Source organism: Flavobacterium plurextorum, assembly GCF_002217395.1.
Classification (GTDB): Bacteria; Bacteroidota; Bacteroidia; order Flavobacteriales; family Flavobacteriaceae; genus Flavobacterium; species Flavobacterium plurextorum.
In genome coordinates, this window is record NZ_MUHD01000016.1 from 328,834 (window position 1) to 353,518 (window position 24,685).

The 24,685-nt window shown below is 38.7% G+C and carries 4 protein-coding genes; all 4 read right to left on the bottom strand.

Annotated features, from left to right (window positions below; genetic code table 11):
- Positions 1-167: 167 nt before the first annotated feature.
- The gene (locus B0A81_RS10140; RefSeq protein ID WP_089057912.1) at positions 168-2,114 is read right to left on the bottom strand and encodes an OmpA family protein; all 1,947 of its coding nucleotides are present in this window, start codon (positions 2,112-2,114) and stop codon (positions 168-170) included.
- A gap of 10 nt (positions 2,115-2,124) precedes the next feature.
- Positions 2,125-3,042, bottom strand: a complete 918-nt coding sequence (locus B0A81_RS10145) for a PorP/SprF family type IX secretion system membrane protein (protein ID WP_089057913.1) — start codon at positions 3,040-3,042, stop codon at positions 2,125-2,127.
- A gap of 15 nt (positions 3,043-3,057) precedes the next feature.
- Positions 3,058-24,234 carry a DUF7507 domain-containing protein gene (locus B0A81_RS10150; RefSeq protein WP_089057914.1) on the bottom strand — a complete coding sequence of 7,059 codons (21,177 nt, stop codon included), beginning with the start codon at positions 24,232-24,234 and terminating at the stop codon, positions 3,058-3,060.
- Between the two features lie 198 nt (positions 24,235-24,432).
- Positions 24,433-24,685, bottom strand: a 253-nt coding sequence (locus tag B0A81_RS21630; RefSeq protein WP_089057915.1) for a hypothetical protein, incomplete at its 5' end; no start/stop codon positions are given.

Consider the following 24,685-nt stretch of genomic DNA (forward strand, 5'->3'; position numbering starts at 1 on the left):
AAGATTTGGGCACATAAAGTTACGATATATGAGAGATTTTAACATTCAAATACTATTAAAAATTTTACAGAATTCCCACTACTGGGCAAACGCAACAAAAGCTGTCTACTAGACAGCTTTTGTTATTATGCGTAATTTATTAGAAACTAAGAAGTAAGAAAATTAGATTATCTAATAATAAATTCACTTCTTCTATTGGCATGGTGTTGTTCCGGCGTACATAAAATTTTGTCACAATCGTATAACGGAACAGCTTCGCCATAACCTTTGCCAGATATTCTATTAGGATCTATTTTCCCTTTTTCGATTATATAGGCAATTGTTGATTTGGCCCTTTTATCAGATAATGCTTTGTTGTATACTGCAGTACCTCTATTATCAGTATGTGAACGAACTTCAATTTTTATGTCTGGGAACAACTGCATAACTTCAATAACTTTATTCAACTCACTTTCAGATTCTGCAGCTATTTTAGATTGGTCGAACTCAAATTTAATTGGCTTTAAGTTCATTATTCGGGCTAAATCTGTATTCTTAATTAAAGTTTCTCTTTCAAGAAGTACATCTGCATGAATGGTATCTTGTGTCATTCCAGCTGTAGAGATAATCAAGTCTATCGGAGCATAAATACTTTTTGCTATTCGTATCGAATATACTTTTTGGCATAAAAGTTCTTTATCAAAACTGTAGCTTCCATCTTTTAAAGATTTTGTTGTCGATATGAGTTTGTTATCTTGATCGTACAATTGAATTTCTGTATCTGCGATAGGTTCATTCGTTTTTGCATCTTTGATATTCCCTTTTAAGAACTGACTGCATTTTGAAATTATGTCTTGCTTTTGCAGCACTTCGTAGATATCATCATTATAGGGTTCATTATCTCTATTTGAAGAAAAATATCCTATTCTGGTAGTACTGTTCATTATAAAAGTTATATCATCATACTTGCTGTTAAGTGGTTTTCCTAAGTTAAAGGAATCTCCAAGCGTTCCTTTTGAATCTATTTCGGCAGTAAAAATATCCAATCCGCCTAAACCTATATGACCATCAGAAGAGAAGTACAATTTATTATCTTTTGAAATAGACGGAAACGTTTCTCGTCCTTCTGTGTTTATGGAACTTCCTAAATTTACTGGAGTCCCATATCCTGTTCCTTTTATTTCCACTTTATATAGATCTGCTTGTCCAAATCCACCTGGCATATCAGAACTAAAATAGAGTGTTTTTCCGTCTGTGCTTAGTGCAGGATGAGCTACTGAATATTCATTGCTGTTAAAAGGCAGTTCTTTAACAATCCATTTGCCTTTGACTTTGTCTGCTCTAAAAAGTTTTAACAAATTAACACCTTGTGAATCTTCTTGATAGACATTATTAAAATAATTGTTTCTTGTAAAATAGACGGTCTTAAAATCATTTGAAAAAACAGCTGTCGATTCATGAAATTTGGTGTTTATTGATTTATCGAACTCTTTAACTGTGTTTTTTCTATTTTCTTTATTTAGATCTGTGACTTTGTACAAATCTAAAAATGGCTGATTATTCCAGAGATGGATATTTTTTTCTAATGAAACTCGACCTCTGCTGCTTGAAAACACGATGGAATCTCCATAAAAGGCTGGAGCAAAATCGGACATAGGGGAATTGAATGAAACTTTATTTATTTCATATCTATTCGACTGCATTTCGATTTCTTTCAAATAATCACGTTGTTTATTAAAGAGCTGCGCTCTAAAATCGGTTCCCTTTAAGGCATAGAACGAATTCATTAACGAATCTGAAACGGTATAATTTCCAGTACTTTTTACCGCAAGGGCATAACGGTATAAATATTCAGCTTTTGCTTTTTTGTAATTTGCAAATAGCTTTTTGTACCATTTTGCAGCATTTACATAATCTGCTGTAAAATAATAGGAATTGCCTAGCCTTTCTAGGAGTTCTTGCGGAGGAGCATCTTTCTCGGCAAGTTCTAAGTAATAATCTCTCGAGTTTATAAATGCAAACCTATCATACTCTCTGTTACCTTCTTTAATTACTCGATTTTGAGAATACGTTAAGCAGGAAAATGAAAGGAAGAAATAAAGAAAACTAGTTTTTAAAGTTTTTACTATTCTCATAAATTAGATATTAAAAAAATCGAGGTGATAATATTTTACTTCTATTAGATATCAGTTCAAATCGCAGAAAAATTTCGTGCGATCCGCTGTTGTAGTTTGCTAGTTTGGTTGTTTCCCAATCGTAAGCATATCCAATCATCCATCTGTCAGAAACTTGAAATGCTGCCATGCCGCTTAACGCTGCATCCCATCTGTAGGCAAGTCCTAATGTCAGCTTTTCGGAAATTAAAAAATTTGCTGAAACATCAACTTGCACTGGCGCTCCAGTTACCACTTTTACAAGTCCAGATGGTTTAAATTTTAAATCTGGACTCAAGTCAAATACTTTTCCAATGATGTAATAAAGATGAAGACGCTCTGTTTTTACGTTGCGTTCTGAATCATTAAAATGATTAGTTTCTATTATATTCGGAATACTTAAACCTGTATAAAACGAGTCTGTATAATAGTAAGCTCCTACTCCAACTTGCGGTGAAACTTCATTGGTTATACTTAAATTTATATCATTTGGATCTTTTGGTCCAGTATTCGCCTGAGTAAAATCGGTATTAAAAATATTTAAGCCTCCTTTTATTCCAAATGATAATTTCCCTCTATAAGAAACATCTACTTGATAGCTAAGCATAAAATCTACCGCAGATTCGGTAACCACAAATATTTTATCACTGACTACATTAACACCTAATCCAAGCTTTTTACCTACGGGCGCCTGCGCCGAAAAATTCATAGTTTTTGGCGCTCCATCTATTCCTACCCATTGATTTCTATATAATGCCAATACACTCAACGCATCTCTTGTGCCTGTATAGGCCGGATTAAAACTCATTGTATTGTACATATAATTTGTAAACTGTGAGTCTTGCTGACCTCTTACAAAACTGGTACTTAATGAGATTAATGTAACAAGAATAAACAATCTTTTTTTCATATTTTCTAATGTATTTTAATCTGTGATAACGTATATAGGACCAGTTTTTTCGTGAATGGTATTGTTTGAATCAATTACCAGAAGTATATAATAGTAGGTTCCGGTAGGAAGTTTTTGACCTCTTTTGTAAGTGGCTCTTCCATCAGAATATCCATTAAATGCATTTCCGTTTGTTCCATAATTTTCCATTTCGAATACTTTTATTCCCCATCTGTTATAGATTTCTACTTTGTTGCTGGTGTAACAATCCAAACCTTCTATTACCAACTCTTCATTTTTGCCATCACCATCAGGGCTTACGATATCGTATACTATAAGTTCACAAGCTTTTAAATGTATTACTGTTGCGTCTTCCACAGCAGCTGTTAAAGGATCATCGGATTTAGCTAAAACTTTTTGTCCTTTTACCGTATTCGCTGAAACGACAGCTTGATTATCTACTTGTTTTCTATTAATATCAGCTTGTGTTAAGGTATATGTTCCTTTAAAAGTAGTTGAATCTGTTGCTCCAACTGCCAGTACTGGAATAGTTTTGCCTGTTATTACAATGCCTTCAAGTTGATCGTCAAGTGCTACATTTAATAAATCAACCGCTCCTGTATTACTTATTTCAAATGAATATGTAATCGTTTCGCCTGCTTCTGCCGAACCATTACCGTTTATATCATTAAACTCTCCTTTTTTCTTTAAAGAAATAGCTCCGTGTGGCTGCAATAAAGTAACCGTGCTGTCTTCAGGAGCAGGAGTTGAAGGATCATCAGAAACGGCTGCAATAGGAATACCTCCTGCCTCTGTTCCTATAACTAAGGCTTGATTCGTTACTCCTTCAGCATTTACATCATCTTGTGTTAATTTATATACAGCTTTAAAAGTTGTCGAGTCAGATGCATTTGGCGCTAGATCTATCGGCCCGCCAGTCACAGCTACTAATGGATCATTGATAGTAATTCCTTTAATGGTTACACTTCCCGTATTTTTAACAATGAAACTGTAAGTAATAGTTTCGCCGGCTTCGGCAGTTTTATTACCATTTTCATCATTAAACACAGCTGTTTTCTTAAAATCAAGTTTACCTGATTGTGGCAGCGGCGTTATGGTTCTGTCTCTTGGTGTTGCTGTCATCGGATCATCTGATGCTGCCGTTACAAGTGTTCCGTCTGGTGTTTTTCCAGAAACAATCGCTAAATTACTTACTTGTCCCGCATCAATATCTGACTGTAGAACTGTATAAACCGCTCTAAAAGTGGTATTATCTTTAGCATCTGGAGCAAGACTTATAGGCCCGCCAGTTACTGTTACCATTGGATCATTGATTGTAATATTACTAATAGTTACACTTCCAATATTTTTAACTGTGAAGGTGTACGTAATTGTTTCTCCAGCCTCTGGAATCCCGTCACCATTTAAGTCGTTAAAGACTGCCATTTTCATTAATTCAAGATTTCCTGATTGTGGAAGATCAATTATGGTGCTGTCTCCCGGAGCTGGTGTTAACGGATCATCAGAAGTAACTGTTACAGGTGTTCCTGATGGATTTGTTCCTGTAGCAGTTGCACTGTTTGTGATTTTTCCTGCATCAACATCTGACTGTTTAATGGTGTAAACAGCTGTGAAAGTTGTTGAATCTGATGCATTCGGCGCCAAGCTGATCGGTCCGCCAGTTACTGCTACCAATGGATCATTTATTGTGATTCCAGTAATGGTTACATTTCCTGTGTTTTTAACTGTAAAACTGTATGTAATTGTCTCACCTGCTTCGGCAATACCATTATTATTGGTATCATTGAATACAGCTGTTTTCTTTAAATCAAGCTTACCTGATTGTGGAAGATCAATTACAGTGCTGTCTCCTAGAGCTGGTGTTAACGGATCATCAGAAGTTGCTGTTACCGTAGTATTATTTGGATCTTTACCTGCAGCAGTTGCACTGTTTGTGATTTTTCCTGCATCAACATCTGACTGTTTAATGGTGTAAACAGCTGTAAAAGTTGTTGAATCTGATGCATTTGGTGCTAAGCTGATAGGTCCGCCAGTTACTGTAACTAATGGATCATTTATTGTGATTCCAGTAATGGTTACATTTCCTGTGTTTTTAATTGTAAAACTGTATGTAATTGTCTCCCCTGCTTCTGCAATACCATTATTATTGGTATCATTGAATACAGCTGTTTTCTTTAAATCAAGCTTACCTGATTGTGGAAGATCAATTACGGTGCTGTCTCCTGGAGCTGGTGTTAACGGATCATCAGAAGTAGCTGTTACAGGTGTTCCTGATGGATTTGTTCCTGTCGCTGTTGCACTGTTTGTGATTTTTCCTGCATCAACATCTGACTGTTTAATGGTGTAAACAGCAGTGAAAGTTGTTGAATCTGATGCATTCGGTGCCAAGCTGATCGGTCCGCCAGTTACTGCTACCAATGGATCATTAATTGTGATTCCAGTAATAGTTACATTTCCTGTGTTTTTAACAGTGAAACTGTATGTAATTGTCTCACCTGCTTCGGCAATACCATTATTATTGCTATCATTAAATACAGCTGTTTTCTTTAAATCAAGCTTACCTGATTGTGGAAGATCAATTACGGTGCTGTCTCCTGGAGCTGGTGTTAACGGATCATCAGAAGTAGCTGTTACAGGTGTTCCTGATGGATTTTTTCCTGTCGCTGTTGCGCTGTTTGTAATTTTTCCTGCATCAACATCTGACTGTTTAATGGTATAAACAGCTGTAAATGTTGTTGAATCTGATACATTCGGTGCCAAGCTGATAGGTCCTCCAGTTACTGCTACCAATGGATCACTAATTGTGATTCCAGTAATAGTTACACTTCCTGTGTTTTTAACTGTAAAACTGTATGTAATTGTCTCACCTGCTTCGGCAATACCATTATTATTGGTATCATTAAATACAGCTGTTTTCTTTAAATCAAGCTTACCTGATTGTGGAAGATCGATTACGGTGCTGTCTCCTGGAGCTGGTGTTAACGGATCATCAGAAGTAACTGTTACCGTAGTATTATTAGGATCTTTACCTGTAGCCGTTGCACTGTTTGTGATTTTTCCTGCATCAACATCTGACTGTTTAATGGTGTAAACAGCTGTAAAAGTTGTTGAATCTGATACATTCGGCGCCAAGCTGATAGGTCCTCCAGTTACCGCTACCAATGGATCATTAATTGTGATTCCAGTAATAGTTACATTTCCAGTGTTTTTAACAGTGAAAGTGTACGTGATTGTCTCACCTACTTCTGCAATACCATTATTATTGGTATCATTGAATACAGCTGTTTTCTTTAAATCAAGCTTACCTGATTGTGGAAGATCAATTACGGTGCTGTCTCCTGGAGCTGGTGTTAACGGATCATCAGAAGTAGCTGTTACAGGTGTTCCTGATGGATTTGTTCCTGTCGCTGTTGCGCTGTTTGTAATTTTTCCTGCATCAACATCTGACTGTTTAATGGTATAAACAGCAGTGAAAGTTGTTGAATCTGATACATTCGGTGCCAAGCTGATCGGTCCGCCAGTTACTGCTACCAATGGATCATTTATTGTGATTCCAGTAATGGTTACATTTCCTGTATTTTTAACCGTGAAAGTGTACGTGATTGTCTCACCTGCTTCGGCAATACCATTATTATTGGTATCATTAAATACAGCTGTTTTCTTTAAATCAAGCTTACCTGATTGTGGAAGATCGATTATGGTGCTGTCTCCTGGAGCTGGTGTTAAAGGATCATCAGAAGTAACTGTTACCGTAGTATTATTTGGATCTTTACCTGTAGTCGTTGCACTGTTTGTAATTTTTCCAGCATCAACATCTGACTGTTTAATGGTATAAACAGCTGTAAATGTTGTTGAATCTGATGCATTCGGTGCTAAGCTGATAGGTCCGCCAGTTACTGTAACTAATGGATCATTTATTGTGATTCCAGTAATGGTTACATTTCCTGTGTTTTTAACTGTAAAACTATACGTAATCGTCTCACCTGCTTCTGCAATACCATTATTATTGGTATCATTGAATACAGCTGTTTTCTTTAAATCAAGCTTACCTGATTGTGGAAGATCAATTACGGTGCTATCTCCTGGAGCTGGTGTTAACGGATCATCAGAAGTTGCTGTTACAGGTGTTCCTGATGGATTTGTTCCTGTCGCTGTTGCACTGTTTGTAATTTTTCCTGCATCAACATCTGACTGTTTAATGGTGTAAACAGCTGTGAAAGTTGTTGAATCTGATGCATTCGGTGCCAAGCTGATAGGTCCGCCAGTTACTGTAACTAATGGATCACTAATTGTAATATCAGTAATGTTTACACTTCCTGTATTTTTAACTGTAAAACTATACGTAATTGTCTCACCTGCTTCGGCAATACCATTATTATTGGTATCATTGAATACTGCCGTTTTATTAAGTTCTAGTGAAGCACAAACTGACATTGACAAGATTGTTATCTCTTGCTCCGCAATTGCGTCTGTGCAGCCTCCAGTACCATTAACAGTATATTTGATCATAGCTTTTCCTTCAGAAATACCTGTTAACACTCCCGTATTAGTATCTATTGAGGCAATTGTTAGATCGCTGGAAGACCAAGTACCGCCAGATTGACTTGAACTGTACACCGTTGTAAGACTTCCACAAAGTGATAAATTACCACTTATTACACCAGCATTTGGAGCAGCAGTCACTGTTATTGTTCCAGTTGCATTTATACTGCCACAACCTCCAGTCAATGGTATACTGTAATTGAATGTACCATCCTCAGCAGGTGTTCCGCTGATGGTAATTGTATTGGATGCCCAAACAGCTGTTACTCCTGCCGGAAGACCTGAAGCCGTACCAATACCTGTTGCTCCCGCTGTAACATGAGTAACATCTGCTATCGCAGTATTCATACATACAACAGGACTAGATGAAGCTGCCGCTGCTGTATTTTCTGACACTACTGTAATAATACCAGCAGCGTTTACATTACTGCATCCTCCAAGTAACGGAATACTATAATTAAATGTACCAATTACAGTTGGTGTTCCGCTTATAGTAATCATATCTGATCCCCATGAAGCTGTTACTCCCACAGGAAGACCTGAAGCTGTACCAATACCTGTTGCTCCAGTTGTTGTGTGCGTAATATTAGTAAGAACTGTATTAATACATACTGATGGACTTGAAGAAGCCGTACCTGCTGTATTCGCAGGAGTTACCGTAATAGTTCCCACAGCATTCACAATACTACAGCCTCCTGTTAATGGAATACTGTAGTTAAATGTACCGCTGCTTGATGGAGTACCGCTGATAGTAATAGTGTTGGATGCCCAAACAGCTGTTACGCCTGCCGGTAAGCCACTCGCACTGCCAATACCTGTTGCTCCTGTTGTAGTATGCGTAATATCGGTAATAGCTGTATTAATACAAACCGTTGGACTTGAAGAAGCTATTCCTGCTGTATTTGCAGGAGTTACTGTAATAGTTCCTGTGGCGTTCACATTACTGCAACCTCCTGTTAATGGAATGCTGTAGTTAAAAATACCGCTTTCTGTTGGGGTTCCGCTTATTGTAATGATATTAGAAGCCCAAGCAGCTGTTACGCCTGCCGGAAGTCCTGAAGCCACACCAATACCTGTTGCTCCTGTTGTAATATGCGTAATATCGGTAATAGCTGTACTTATACAAATTGTTGGACTTGAAGAAGCTATGCCTGCAGCATTTGCAGGGGTTACTGTAATAGTTCCTGTAGCGTTCACATTACTACAGCCTCCTGTTAATGGAATACTGTAATTAAAAGTTCCGCTTTCTGTTGGGGTTCCGCTTATCGTAATTGTATTGGATGTCCAAGCAGCTGTTACGCCTGCTGGTAAACCACTCGCACTGCCAATACCTGTTGCTCCTGTTGTAGTATGCATAATATCGGCAATAGCTGTACTAATACAAACTGTTGGACTTGAAGAAGCTGTGCCTGCTGTATTGGCAGGAATTACTGTAATAATACCTGTTGCCTCTACAGTACCACAGCCGCCTGTTAATGGAATACTGTAATTAAAAGTTCCGCTTTCTGTTGGGGTTCCGCTTATCGTAATGGTATTAGATGACCAAGCAGCGGTTACGCCTGCTGGTAAACCACTCGCACTGACAATACCTGTTGCTCCTGTTGTAGCGTGAGTAATATCAGCAATAGCGGTATTAATACAAACTATCGGACTTGAAGAAGCTGTACCTGCTGTATTTGCAGGGGTTACTGTAATAGTACCTGTCGCCTCTACAGTACCGCAACCGCCTGTTAATGGTATGCTGTAATCAAACGTACCGCTTACAGTTGGTGTTCCGCTTATCGTAATGGTATTAGAAGCCCAAACAGCTGTTACTCCTGCTGGAAGTCCTGAAGCCGCACCAATACCAGTTGCTCCTGTTGTTGTCTGCGTAATATCGGTAATAGCTGTACTGATACAAACTGTTGGACTTGAAGAAGCTGTACCAGCTGTATTTGCCGGTGTTACTGTAATTGTTCCAGCAGCTTCTACAGTACCACAGTTTCCTGTTAGCGGAATTGTATAGTTAAATGTTCCGCTGGCAGTTGGTGTTCCGCTGATGGTAATTGTATTAGAAGCCCAAACAGCTGTTACTCCTGCTGGTAAACCACTCGCACTGCCAATACCTGTTGCTCCTGTTGTAGTATGCGTAATATTAGTAATAGTATTATTAATACATACTGTTGGAGTTGATGAAGCTGAACCTGCGGTATTTGCTGCTTTTACTGTTATTGTGCCAATAGCACTAACTGTACCGCAGCCGCCAATTAATGGTATGTTGTAATTAAAAGTACCGCTTACACTTGGTGTTCCGCTGATGGTAATGGTGTTGGATGTCCAATCAGCTGTCACTCCTGTTGGAAGCCCTGAAGCCGCGCCAATACCAGTTGCACCTGTAGTAGTGTGCGTAATATTGATTAAAGCTGTATTAATACACAACGTTGGACTAGATGAAGCTCCAGTGGTTGTATTTACAGGTGTTACTGTTATACTGCCTGTCGCATTCACACTGCTGCAGCCTCCTGTTAACGGAATACTGTAATTAAATGTCCCACCGCTGGTTGGTGTTCCGCTGATCGTAATTGTGTTGGATGCCCAAGAAGCTGTTACGCCTGCTGGAAGACCTGAAGCTGATCCAATTCCAGTTGCTCCTGTCGTAGTGTGTGTAATATTCGTAATAGCATTATTAATACATACTGTTGGATTCGATGAAGCTCCAGCTGTAGTATTTGCAGCTTTTACTGTTATTGTACCTGTAGCATTCACACTTCCGCATCCGCCTGTCAATGGTATACTGTAATTAAATGTGCCGCTTTCTGTTGGTGTTCCGCTGATGGTAATCGTATTGGATGCCCAAGATGCTGTTACTCCTGCAGGAAGACCTGAAGCCGTATCAATACCAGTTGCTCCTGTTGTAGTATGAGTAATATTTACAAGAGCTGTATTGATACACAATGTTGGATTTGATGAAGCCAAACCTGCTGTGTTTGCAGGTGTTACATTAATAGTTCCTATAGCGTTCACACTGCCGCAGCTGCCTGTTAAAGGTATACTGTAGTTAAATGTACCGCTTACAGTTGGTGTGCCGCTGATAGTAATAGTGTTGGATGCCCAAGCAGCTGTTACTCCCGCTGGAAGACCTGAAGCTGATCCAATTCCAGTTGCTCCTGTCGTAGTGTGTGTAATATTCGTAATAGCATTATTAATACATACTGTTGGACTAGATGAAGCTCCTGTAGTTGTATTGGCTGGTGTTATCGTTATTGTACCTACCGCATTTATATTACCGCAACCTCCTGTTAAAGGGATGCTGTAATTAAACGAACCACTTTCCGTTGGTGTTCCGCTGATGGTAATCGTGTTAGAGACCCAAGCCGCTGTTACTCCTGCCGGAAGTCCCGAAGCTGCACCAATGCCAGTTGCTCCTGTTGTTGTATGAGTAATGTTCGGTATAGCCGAAGTTATACAAACTGTTGGATTCGATGAAGCTGCTGTTGTTGTGTTTGTAGGATTTACAGTGATTGTGCGAGAAACAAATGCATCTTCGCAACCGCCGCCACCGGCAACAGTATAAGTAATCGTAGCTGTTCCTACAGTCAGACCCGTAATCGCTCCAGAGCCATCTATAGAAGCTATGCTTGGATCTGAAGTAGACCATGCACCAGCTGCACTTGCTCCTGATGAACCGAAAACAGTACTTTCTCCAACACAAACTTCCTGAGTACCAGTTAATATACCGGCTGAAGGTCCAGCCGTAACTCCTACTGTAACATCTACTGTTGATGTCGAGCTGCTGCATCCAGCACCTCCTGTTACAGTATAGCTGATAGTTGCTATACCTGACGATTCGCCTGTTACAACACCTGTAGATGCATCAATAGAAGCTATTCCTGGACTCGTACTAGACCAAGTACCTGTACCATTTGCGCCTACAGGAATAAATTTTGTGCTTCCGCCTAAACAAATTTCGGTATCACCACTTAATGTACCTGCATTTGGTGCCGACGCTACTGTTACATCTCTTGTAGCCGTTGCCGCTGCTGTACAAGGACTTGTTGCAGATACTGTATATGTAATTGTTACTGTACCAACTGCATGACCTGTTACTATTCCTGCAGCATCAACTGTAGCTATACTTCCATCGTTAGACGTCCAGCTTCCTCCACTGCTGCCGTTTCCTGTAAAAGTAGTTGTTCCGTTTACACAAATATTACTTGCTCCACTTAGCGTACCTGCATTGGCAGCCGGCGTTACCGTAATAGTTCCTACAGCATTCACATTACTACAGCCTCCTGTTAATGGAATACTGTAGTTGAAGGTACCGCTGCTTGATGGAGTACCGCTGATAGTAATAGTGTTGGATGCCCAAACAGCTGTTACGCCTGCCGGTAAGCCACTCGCGCTGCCAATACCTGTTGCTCCTGTTGTAGTATGCGTAATATTGGTAATAGCTGTACTAATACAAACTGTTGGACTTGATGAAGCCGTACCTGCTGTATTTGCAGGAGTTACTGTAATAGTTCCAATCGCGTCCACACTACCACAGCCGCCTGTTAATGGAATGCTGTAATTAAATGTACCGCTTTCTGTTGGAGTTCCGCTGATCGTAATAGTATTGGATGCCCAAGCAGCTGTTACGCCTGCTGGTAAACCACTTGCACTGCCAATACCTGTTGCTCCTGTTGTAGTATGCGTAATAGCTGTAATAGCTGTACTAATACAAACTGTTGGACTTGAAGAAGCTATGCCTGCTGTATTTGCAGGGGTTACTGTAATAGTGCCTGTGGCGTTCACATTACTGCAGCCTCCTGTTAATGGAATACTGTAATTAAAAATACCGCTTTCTGTTGGAGTTCCGCTGATGGTAATTGTATTGGATGCCCAAGCAGCGGCTACTCCTGCTGGTAAACCACTCGCACTGCCAATACCTGTTGCTCCTGTTGTAGTATGCGTAATATCGGCAATAGCTGTACTAATACAAACTGTTGGACTTGAAGAAGCTGTGCCTGCTGTATTGGCAGGAATTACTGTAATAATACCTGTAGCGGTCACATTACTGCATCCTCCTGTTAATGGAATACTGTAATTAAAAGTTCCGCTTTCTGTTGGGGTTCCGCTTATCGTAATGGTATTAGATACCCAAGCGGCGGTTACTCCTGCTGGTAAACCACTCGCACTGCCAATACCTGTTGCTCCTGTTGTAGCGTGAGTAATATCAGCAATAGCGGTACTAATACAAACTATCGGACTTGACGAGGCTGTACCTGCTGTATTTGCAGGGGTTACTGTAATAGTGCCTGTCGCCTCTACAGTACCGCAACCGCCTGTTAATGGTATACTGTAATCAAACGTACCGCTTGCAGTTGGTGTTCCGCTTATCGTAATGGTATTGGATGACCAAGCAGCTGTTACTCCTGACGGAAGTCCTGAAGCCGCACCAATACCGGTTGCTCCTGTTGTTGTATGCGTAATATCGGTAATAGCTGTACTGATACAAACCGTCGGACTTGAAGAAGCTGTACCAGCTGTATTTGCTGGTGTTACTGTAATTGTTCCAGCAGCTTCTACAGTACCACAGTTTCCTGTTAGTGGAATTGTATAGTTAAATGTTCCGCTGGCAGTTGGTGTTCCGCTGATGGTAATGGTATTAGAAGCCCAAACAGCTGTTACTCCTGCTGGTAAACCACTCGCACTGCCAATACCTGTTGCTCCTGTTGTAGTATGCGTAATATTAGTAATAGGATTATTAATACATACTGTTGGAGTTGATGAAGCTGAACCAGCGGTATTTGCTGCTTTTACTGTTATTGTGCCAATAGCACTAACTGTACCGCAGCCGCCAATTAATCGTATGTTATAATTAAAAGTACCGCTTACACTTGGTATTCCGCTGATGGTAATGGTGTTGGATGTCCAATCAGCTGTCACTCCTGTTGGAAGTCCTGAAGCCGCGCCAATACCAGTTGCACCTGTAGTAGTGTGCGTAATATTGATTAAAGCTGTATTAATACACAACGTTGGACTAGATGAAGCTCCTGTGGTTGTATTTACTGGTGTTACTGTTATACTGCCTGTCGCATTCACACTGCTGCAGCCTCCTGTTAACGGAATACTGTAATTAAATGTCCCACCGCTGGTTGGTGTTCCGCTGATCGTAATTGTGTTGGATGCCCAAGAAGCTGTTACGCCTGCAGGAAGTCCTGAAGCTGTACCAATTCCTGTTGCGCCAGTTGTAACATGAGTAATATTTACAAGAGCTGTATTAATACACACTGTTGGATTCGATGAAGCTCCAGCTGTAGTATTTGCCGCTTTTACTGTTATTGTACCTGTAGCATTCACATTTGCGCATCCGCCTGTCAATGGTATACTGTAATTAAATGTGCCGCTTTCTGTTGGTGTTCCGCTGATGGTAATCGTATTGGATGCCCAAGATGCTGTTACTCCTGCAGGAAGACCTGAAGCTGTATTAATACCAGTTGCTCCTGTTGTAGTATGTGTAATATTTACAAGAGCTGTATTGATACACAATGTTGGATTTGATGAAGCCAAACCTGCTGTGTTTGCAGGTGTTACAATAATAGTTCCTATAGCGTTTACACTGCCGCAGCTGCCTGTTAAAGGTATACTGTAGTTAAATGTACCGCTTACAGTTGGTGTGCCGCTGATAGTAATAGTGTTGGATGCCCAAGAAGCTGTTACCCCCGTTGGAAGACCTGAAGCTGAACCAATTCCAGTTGCTCCTGTCGTAGTGTGTGTAATATTCGTAATAGCATTATTAATACATACTGTAGGACTAGATGAAGCTCCTGTAGTTGTATTGGCTGGTGTTATTGTTATTGTACCTACCGCATTTATACTACCGCAACCTCCTGTTAAAGGGATGCTGTAATTAAACGAACCACTTTCCGTTGGTGTTCCGCTGATGGTAATCGTGTTAGAGGCCCAAGCTGCTGTTACTCCCGCTGGAAGCCCCAAAGCTGCACCAATGCCGGTGGCTCCCGTTGTTGTATGAGTAATATTCGGTATAGCCGAAGTTATACAAACTGTTGGATTCGATGAAGCCGCTGTTGTTGTGTTTGCAGCTGTTACCGTAATAGTTCCTATAGCATTCACAGCTCCACAACCACCATTTAATGGTATACTGTAGTTGAATGTTCCACTCTGTGTTGGTGCGCCGCTAATTGTAATCATATTGGAAGCCCAAGCAGCACTTACTCCACTTGGAAGCCCAATTGGACTACCAATTCCAATTGCTCCAGTGGTAGTATGTGTAATATTTGATATTGCTGTATCTACACATACAATTGGACTCGATGAAGCACTACCAGCTGTATTTGCGGGAGTTACTGTTATTGTACCAACTGCACTAGTACTTCCGCATCCACCTGTTAATGGAATTGTATAATTAAAAGTACCACTGCTGCTCGGTATACCGCTTATAGTAATCGTGTTTAATGCCCAGCCAGCTGTTACTCCCGCAGGAAGTCCTGAAGCAGTACCAATACCAGTTGCGCCAGTTGTAGTATGTGTAATATTCGGAATAGCATTATTAATACATACTGTTGGAGTTGATGATGCTGTCCCTGCAGCATTCAGAGCTGTTACTGTAATTGTACCAGTCGCATTTACTCCACCACAACCTCCATTCAATGGTATGCTGTAATTAAATATACCGCTTGCTGTTGGTATACCACTTATTGTAATTGTATTTGTTGCCCAAGCAGCCGTTACTCCCGCAGGAAGACCTGAAGCAGTACCAATACCAGTTGCTCCACTTGTAGTATGTGTAATATTTGTAATAGGAGTATTTATACAAACCGTTGGAGTTGATGAAGCCGTTCCTGCAGTATCACTATTTACGGTTATGGTTACAACAGCTGAAGTATTATCAGATGAAGAACATCCAGTTACATAAGCAACTCTTTTAAAATAGGTCGTTTGACTTAAAGGTGCTGAGAATGTATAGTTTTGAGATACAGCTCCAGATATATTACTAAATCCAGTTGAAGCACTTGTTATACTGCTCATCCATTGATACTGTACTGTATTTCCTGTTGGAGTTAAAGTTGGTAATGATCCATTTAATGCAGCTGGTGTACTATTAGAGCACGATGTTTGATTTGAACTAATAGTATTATTAGTTATTATTGGACAACAATTATGAACTGCAGCAGTAGTTGCGTCAGAATATGTATATGCAGCTTTATAAATTCCCGAATCAATTGCAGTTTCTACACTATCTGCAAAACCATTATTCCCATAAGGACCTGCAACAACTGCAGCAGGATTACTAACCGTAGAAGTTACTGCGCCGCCAGAACCATTTTTAATGTTTCCTGCTTGCATAGTCACACCACTTTGATTGTACGTTCCTGCCTCAAAAGCATCTGTACAGCCATCACCATCACTATCAAGATCGAGGTGGTTTGGAATTCCATCATTATCAGTATCTAAATTGCAGTTTTCTCTAAGAATTGGAGCAACAAGACCATTTAATGTAGCTGTTCCACCAGTAGGAATAGCTACAATTGTGAAAGTGATTGATTTTATTTTTTTAGTTTCACTTAAAGTCGGGAAACTAAGAATTGCTCCTCCCTGACCGTTTGAAGAACCGCCCCAAAGATAGTTGGCTACATAAGGGCCATAAGTACCATCAATATTTACGCTCAAACTTGACGAAACATTTGTGTATCCATATGTTGCCGGCGATTGACCAGCAACAATTGTAACAGGCAGTTTTGTCGCTGTAGTATTGTCATCGTATACCACTGTAAACTCTCCTATTGGAGCGAAAACAGAGTTAACCATTAATTTACTTAAAATTACAGGTGTAGCAAAAGTTAATGAATATTTATCACCTGCATCAACACCTGTTCCCTTTTCTCCATATGTGAAACCATCTGCTGCCGTAGCAGTAGATAAAACTCCTCCATTAGTTGTAAAAGTAACTGTATTGTTTACCACAGCAGCAGGTGCTGAACATGACGTAAAAGCAAAAGCGTTCGAAGTTGGTTTTATTGCAATTTCGCCATCACTATTTCCTTCTATAGTATCTAATATTCCATCATTGTCATCATCAATATCTATTGAATCTGGTATTCCGTCACCATCAGTGTCCGTACAAAATTTTATTGCAGCGTTGATCGCATATTGGTACGTATTGTTATAATTTAAAATTGCATTATCATTAACTGTTTCAACAGAATTAGATAAACCATTAACACCTACATCACCTGTTGTATTGGCAGGGACTGTAAGGCTGTCTGAATACGTACCTGTAAGGGTTACACCTGTAACATGTGCTTCATACTTATCAAAACATCCATCATTATCACTGTCAAGATCATGGTGATTTGGAATGCCGTCACCATCATAATCATCTGAACAGCTTGCTTTAGGATTTGCAGAAGCTACATATGTAATTGCAGGAATTAGCCTTATTTCTTTAACTAAATTATTTGTTACTGTACCGGCAAGTCCTTGTAATCTAAATTTGCTATACTTTACTGTTTGGTTTTGAGTAAATGTAAACGTCATGAAATTAAGTATTCCTGTCGTAGGTGGCGTAAACGCAGGTAATAAGTTTACCCAAGTCGTACCATTCCAACCATCAATCGCTAATGAAGCATTCGTTGCAGAAAAAATAGTTTGCCCTCCAGTGCCCATTTCAATCTCCATAGCTGTTGCTTCCAAAGGATACTGAGGTGTCATTTCAAACACGGTAACATTGGCTTTAGTCGCACTATTAGTAAAAGCAAAAGTGGTTGATTTATTACTATCGTTTACATAACTTAAAACACCTGTATTTGCAACAGCCGTTGTTACAGTTGAAGGAACAGATATTTCGTCATAACTATAGAAACAACTAGGGCTTTCTACCGCATCTGGAATTCCATCATTATCGTCGTCTATATCTATAAGATCTGGAATACCGTCGCCATCTGTATCTGTACACAAATTAAAAGCACTATTTCTTGCATAAAGGGTATATGTAGAATTATAATTAATAATACCGCTATCTGGCGTCGTTTCTACAGAATCAGACATACCATTAGAACTGTAGTTCCCGCCTACAATAACGTGGGCACCTGAAACTTCACCGCCAATATTATAGAAATTTGAAGGAACTAATAATGATAAACTGATACCAGCTTCTACCGCATCTGGACATCCATCACCATCGGTATCGCGATCTATATAGTTAGGAACACCATCTCCATCTAGATCAGAACTACATCCCATTTTGGTACGATGCAGCGAAGGATTGTAATTTTTATACTGAATACTGAACTCTATTAATTTTGCTGTATCAGTAATATTAATATTATCAATTCCTATAATTCTATAAGAGTAATATCTTGTAGCAGGCATTAAAGTATTAGTAAAGGTATAAGTAGTACTGGCAGCACTCATCGCTTGACCAGCAGAAACAGAAAGATCTGTCCATACCATAGTATTAAGATCTAATCCTTGTAACTTCCACTTTCCTGTACCAAAAGCAGTACTTCCTACATTTAATTTTACATTATCAATAAGCGCAGCATCTATCACAGGTAAATCGAAAGTAATAAGTGCTTTGTTCTGAATGCTAATTGCAGGAGTTACTGTTCCAAAGTTAGTTGTTGCAATGTTATCATCATAGGTATTCGAAAGCGGATTGGCGGCCTGCCAAGTAAAATCTGAAGTTACTCCCTCAGTAATATCCATCGCCTGTGTTTCTGTGTAGAAACAAGAAGGCGACTCTACTGCATCTGGAATACCATCATCATCTGAATCGATATCCATTAAAAATTTATTATCACAAGCGCTAATATCTTTAAGAGTAGCCAAGAATAAATAAGTATATACATATTTATAAGCATTAGCATCAGATGCCAATTGTAAAGCATCTGCAAAACCATTGCTGCCATAAGGACCAGGGACCATAGCATTTGGTGTTGATACAGTAGAAGTTACAGCACCTCCACTGCCATTTTGTACATTTCCTACTATAGAAGCTTCTGTTGAATGATTATACAATACAGCTTCTTTAGTATCCGGACAACCATCACCATCACTATCAAGATCCAAGTAATTCGGAATACCATCATTATCAATATCGCAAGCAGATACTCCTGATCCAACTACAGCAACACGATCTATTGCAAAATCATCATTTGCACCTCCTGAAACAGATGGATAAAATAATAAATAGTAGTTTGCTGATGATGTTGGAATAAAGCTTCCCGTGATGTTTTTATAGCTAGGTGTATCAGAAACTGCTGGCAGTGTATTTAAAACACCTGATTCTATTATTTTTTCAGGCATTTTTGTATCAGCATTATACAGTAATACAATATACTTATTAGCAGAGCCAGAACCTCTATTTCCAAGATCGAAAGAATAATTATAAGAAGCTCCCGCAACCAAAACATTCGGCAGTTTAGAAACTACAGGTCTGCTTGGATCGTTTTCTTGCAAAATATACTGAACACCAGTAGCCGTATTTACTCCTCCATACATATCAAAAAGTCCTCCAGTAAGTGGCGAATTAACTTGATTTCCTCCACCAATACCATAATTATACACGCTTCCAGTATTAGTAATCGTTATTACTGTTGGTGTAAAAGGTTCCGCTATAGGAAGTGTAGCAGAAGCTAATCCCATATACCAATTTGTTATACTAGCGGCCGCTGTAGAGAATCCCCCATTTCCGGTCATACTTGCAAAAAGTGTTGGACATTCTACACTGTCTAATACACCATCATTATCATCATCAATATCAATTACATCTACTATTCCGTCACCGTCAGTATCCGTACAAGCTTTAATAGACGAGTTAATTGCATAAAGATTGTATGTAGACGTATAGGTAACAACTCCATTATCTAATGTTTCTAATGTATTGTCTAGCCCATTTGCTCCTACTGCTCCAGTAAATTTATAATTGGCTGTTAAACTACTAGTTGATCCTCCCTCCTGAGCATCGCTGCAACCATCTCCATCACTGTCTAAATCCAAATGGTTCAAAATCCCATCTCCATCAGTATCCGTAGCACAAGTTGGTTTTGGATTGGTAGAAGGATTGTAAGTAGTACTTACTAATCGAATTTCTGTAACACCTCCATAATAAGATGTTCCTGCTACACCAAGCAAACGGTAATAACTATAAGCATTATTAGGCAATAATGTATTATTAACTGAAAATGTTCCAGATAAAGCTGTAGAAGCTACTGCTGCAGAAAGATCATCCCAAGTGGTATTATTAGTAGAACCTTGCAGCTTAAATGTCATTGCTGTAGTAGAAGACAAAGCCCAATTGATTAAATCCAATTGTACTGAGGTAATAGGTACAGCAGTAGGAAGACTAATTTTATACAATTCCTTACCAACCCAGTTTACAGAAGGACTAAAAGCGCCATAAGTAGCAGGATTGTTATCAATGGTGTTAACAGCTACATTAGTAGAATAAGGTAATAATTCAGACGTAATAGTAGTTGGCGTTGTTACTTCCGCCGTTGAATAAAAACAAGCAGGACTTTCTACAGCATCCAATATACCATCATTATCATCATCAATATCAATTACATCATTAATTCCATCTCCATCACTGTCAAGACAGGCTGCGATATTTGCACCTATAGCATAAGGATTATAAGTCGAAGTATAATTAGGAATACCATTAAGATCTGGATCAACAGAATCGTTAAGCCCATCATTATTAACATCTGCCGCCGCAGGATTCAACTGGCTTCCATTAAGTTTACTGGATATAATACCATAGCTTTTACCTTCTTTATTTGTCGCCGATGAAGGTGTGAAAATGTCTGTAGAAGGATTCACTCCAGATTCCCCTAAATCCGAACATCCATCACCATCACTGTCCAAATCCAAATGATTTGGGATGCCGTCACCATCAAGATCACTTATACAGTTTGTTTTTGGATAAAGAGAAGGAGCATAATTATTATAATTAACATATACTTCTACTAATCTTCCATTTACAGGAATTCCTGCAACTGCAGTTGTTCCTGCTACACGATATCGAATATATTTTACAGCAGGCTGAAGTGTATTACTAAATGTATAACTAGTACTTACGGTATTCATATGTTGTGCCGCTGATAATGCGACCCAAGCAGTACCATCCCAACCTTCAAGCCTCCACAATGCCGAAGTTGAACTAGATAAAGCTGTAACTCCTACCACAACTTGAATATTCGAAAGCAGTGTCTTTTTTTGTGTTGGAACTGTAAAATCAATAAGACCTAATCCTGCAATGTTAGTAACAGCAGTATTAGCCCATGCAATATTCGTTGTAGTTCCATCATATGCATTTGTTAAAGGGAATGAAGTATTCCAAGCAAAATCAGATGCAACAGTCGTATTTATAAGATTTCTAGCTTCAGTCTCTGTATAAAAACAAGAAGGACTCTCAACCGCATCTAATATTCCATCATTATCATCATCAATATCATCAATATCCAAAATACCATCGCCGTCACTATCCAAACAAGCAGCATAATTAGAGCCGATCGCATAAGGAATATAAGTCGAAGCATAGTTCGTAATTCCATTTAGATCAGAATCAACAGAATCATTAAGACCATCATTATTGGTATCTGCCGCGGCAGGGTTTAACTGACTTCCAGCAAGTTTGTTCGCTGTAATACCATAACTCGTACCGTTACTATTATTAACAGAAGATGGTGTAAAAATATCCGTAGAAGGACTAACTCCCGATTCTACTAAATCTGAACAACCATCACCATCGCTATCTAAATCCTGATGATTGTAAATTCCATCACCATCAGTATCATTAGTACAATTTTGTCTTGGTTGCAAAGAACCTACTATAGGTTGTGCAAAAGTGAAATTAACTTCGTGTAATCTAGTTCCACTTGCAGCATAACCTGCCAAACCTCTAATTCTATATTTACTATATGCTTTTGAAGTGTTAAGCGTATTAGTAAACGTATATGTTGTACTAGATGTAGCCATTGCTTGAGTTGCAGATAAAGATTCCCATACACTGCCAGACCATCCCTGAAGTTGAAAACTACTGCCTGGAAATGCATTATTAATTCCGATCTGAATGGTAACTGTAGATAACGGAATTGGATTTGCAAGTGGTAAACTTAGCTGCACTAAATTTTTATCTATAACTATTCCAAAATCTATATCCGCCCATGTTGCAGTATTTCCATCTATAGTTAAAGGAAAAGGCTGCGAGGATGATGTAAATGAAAGATCAGAAGTAATATTGGCTGTAGTCTTAAGATCATTTATAGTTGTGTAAAAACAACTCGGACTTTCAACCGCATCTGTTATACCATCATTATCATCATCTATATCGGTAAGATCAGGAATACCATCTCCATCCATATCCGAACATAAATTAATTGCTTTACTTAATGCCGAAGGAATATAAGAACTAGAATAATCAGGACTTCCGTTTAGATCCGTATCAACACTGTCATTTAGACCATCATTATTGGTATCAGCCGCCAAAGGATTTAACTGACTTCCGCTTAAGGTTGCTATTCCATAACTTTTCCCAACATTGTTTAATGCCGATGGAGTAATTATATCTGTAGCCGGACTAACTTTAGCTTCTTTTAAATCAGGGCAATTGTCGCCATCACTGTCTAAATCTAAACGGTTTGGAATTCCGTCTGAATCAGTATCAATATCTGTATAAAGCGATTCGCTGTAAGTTTTTAATGCGCAAAGACCATACGACATTAAATATGCTCCTCCTACACTAGTAACTTTTACAGTAACTGATGTAAAGACAGGCCCATTTACATTAAAAATTTCCGCAGCAGTTCCATTCCCCATAACCGTAATATTTTGACTGTCTATAGTCACCATACCACTTTTGTTACAAGATTCACACATGGTTTGCTGGCCAGTAGAATTGTTTGTTGTTACTTGTATAGATTCCAGCAGGCCTGGCGGAGCACTTTCAATTGCCGTCATGACAATTTGAAAATTAGTTACCGGTTTACTAAAATTAAATGTTACTGTTTGATTGTTTGCATCAACACGCTGCCAATAAGGCACATTGGTTACGTTTGCTCCAGAACATTGTAATGTGTAAGCTCCCGATTGCTGTGTAAAACTTGTATTTGTAGTCATGGTATAGGATACCTCTTCGCCATCAACAATTATTGTTGCAGGTGCAGTAGTTCCCGCACCCGTTGAAGGTGGAGTAACCCAAGAATCACAATTTGTGGTAACACACGATCCTAGTGCTTGTTCATCTTTATCTGGGATTCCATCATTATCATCATCAATATCGTTAACATCCAGAATGCCGTCACCATCAGAATCGTTACATAACAATATCAGATTATTCTTTGCATAAGCAACATATGTAGAAGTATAATTTGTAATACCATCACCATCTGAATCTACAGCATTTACCAAACCGTCACCGTTACTATCTGTATATGGAAAAACATAGTTAGCAGTTGTTACCGTTGTAGCTCCTGCTTCAAAAGCATCACTGCAGCCGTCACCATCACTATCGAGATCCATATGAGGAGCAAAACCATCACCATCAATATTTGCATCAACGCAAGTTGCTTTCGAATAATAAGAAGCTACATAAGACGCAATATTGAAATCAAAGTACACTTCAGATGCATTCTGAGCTGCAATATTAGAAGCTGCAGCACCTGTAATCCTGATATATTTGTAGGCAGTTGTTTTATTTAAAGTTACAGGATATTTAATAGAAGTAGTTGCACTGACAATACCATTTGCAGTCACATTTGTTGCTGCTGTTAAGGCTATTGCAGCCGACAGATCAACCCAGTCCGAGCCATTATTTGTATTAGATCCTTGTATTTTAGTCGTACCTCCAAATTGTGTAACAGTATTAAACTGCAAATACAAAGCATCAAGTTTTACTGCGCGAGCAAAAGTAAAAAGATAAACATTAGCATTCAAAATAGCTTGTCCAGCCGTAAAAGTCACCGCAGTTGTATTACTAACCCCATTTGTCAGTTCAGAAAAATTGCCCGTTGTAGTTGTTAATCCTGATGTTATAGTAACTCCATTTGCAGGTTTAGCGCCAGTATTCCATTCAGAGGCCAAATAAAAACACGACGGACTTTCTGTTGAATCCACAATTCCGTCGTTATCATCATCAATATCAAGGCTGTTAATAATACCATCACAATCAAAATCCTGATTTGGAGCAGTTCCATAATTAGCACATTGAAGACTGTAAGGATACGAAGGATATGCAATTGTATTCTGATTTGATCCTATTTCTAAAATCCAATCACCTCCTGCTCCAGTAATATTATTTGAAGCTGAAATTTTCTTATGAAGCTGTTTTTCAAGGTTTTTAACTGCTAAAATTCCTTTTTCACCCTTAGCAAATTCACAGCCATAAAGGTTAATATAGTCGTACTTATCTAAGTCAACATTGGTTAAAAACCAAGCTGCAATTTCCTCTGAATTTCGCCATTTTCCATCAATCAGCAGTTCACCGCTTCTTCCATGAGTAAACAAATGAAACACATTTTTAGACGCAGAAAAATCGCTTGAATAATTCTTCAGAACTACCAGCGACGAGTCAAAATAAAAATTGCGATCTGAAGTATTTTTATTTGCGAAAACAAAATTTTTTCCAAACAAAAACAAAACCAAAAGGAGTACGTAAAATTTCTTCATAAGCTCAGGTAACTAATTATTTAATTTTGACCCAAGCTTCTGTTAAAAGTCACAAAACGAAATGTTAAATTTTCATTTGATAACGTGTACGGAAATATTTATAAAAAATTGAACTTCAAATTACCAAAGCAAAATAGCGTTTTTAAGTATTTACGATTTAAAACACTGTCAAAACAGCAACAAATTACAAGATATTTCTTATAAAAAATTATGTTTTAAATTTTGACCAATAGTAACATTATAAACCGCAATAATATGTTTTTTTAACCTTGGATTATTAATGATTAATTTCTCATACAAATCAAATGCTCCAAGTTCACTATCAGAAAGATCTTCTTCACAAGACCAATTCCTTAATTTATTTTTATACACAAAGTATCCGTTTACTTTGTATCTCTCACCATCAATAATGGGTTCTATTACTATACTATTATTTACATCTAAATCCATA

What these genes read in the sequence shown, in the direction of transcription:
- B0A81_RS10140 (WP_089057912.1), bottom strand. Translation starts at nt 2,114, where the DNA reads ATGAGAATAGTAAAAACTTTAAAAACTAGTTTTCTTTATTTCTTCCTT.
- B0A81_RS10145 (WP_089057913.1), bottom strand. Translation starts at nt 3,042, where the DNA reads ATGAAAAAAAGATTGTTTATTCTTGTTACATTAATCTCATTAAGTACC.
- B0A81_RS10150 (WP_089057914.1), bottom strand. Translation starts at nt 24,234, where the DNA reads ATGAAGAAATTTTACGTACTCCTTTTGGTTTTGTTTTTGTTTGGAAAA.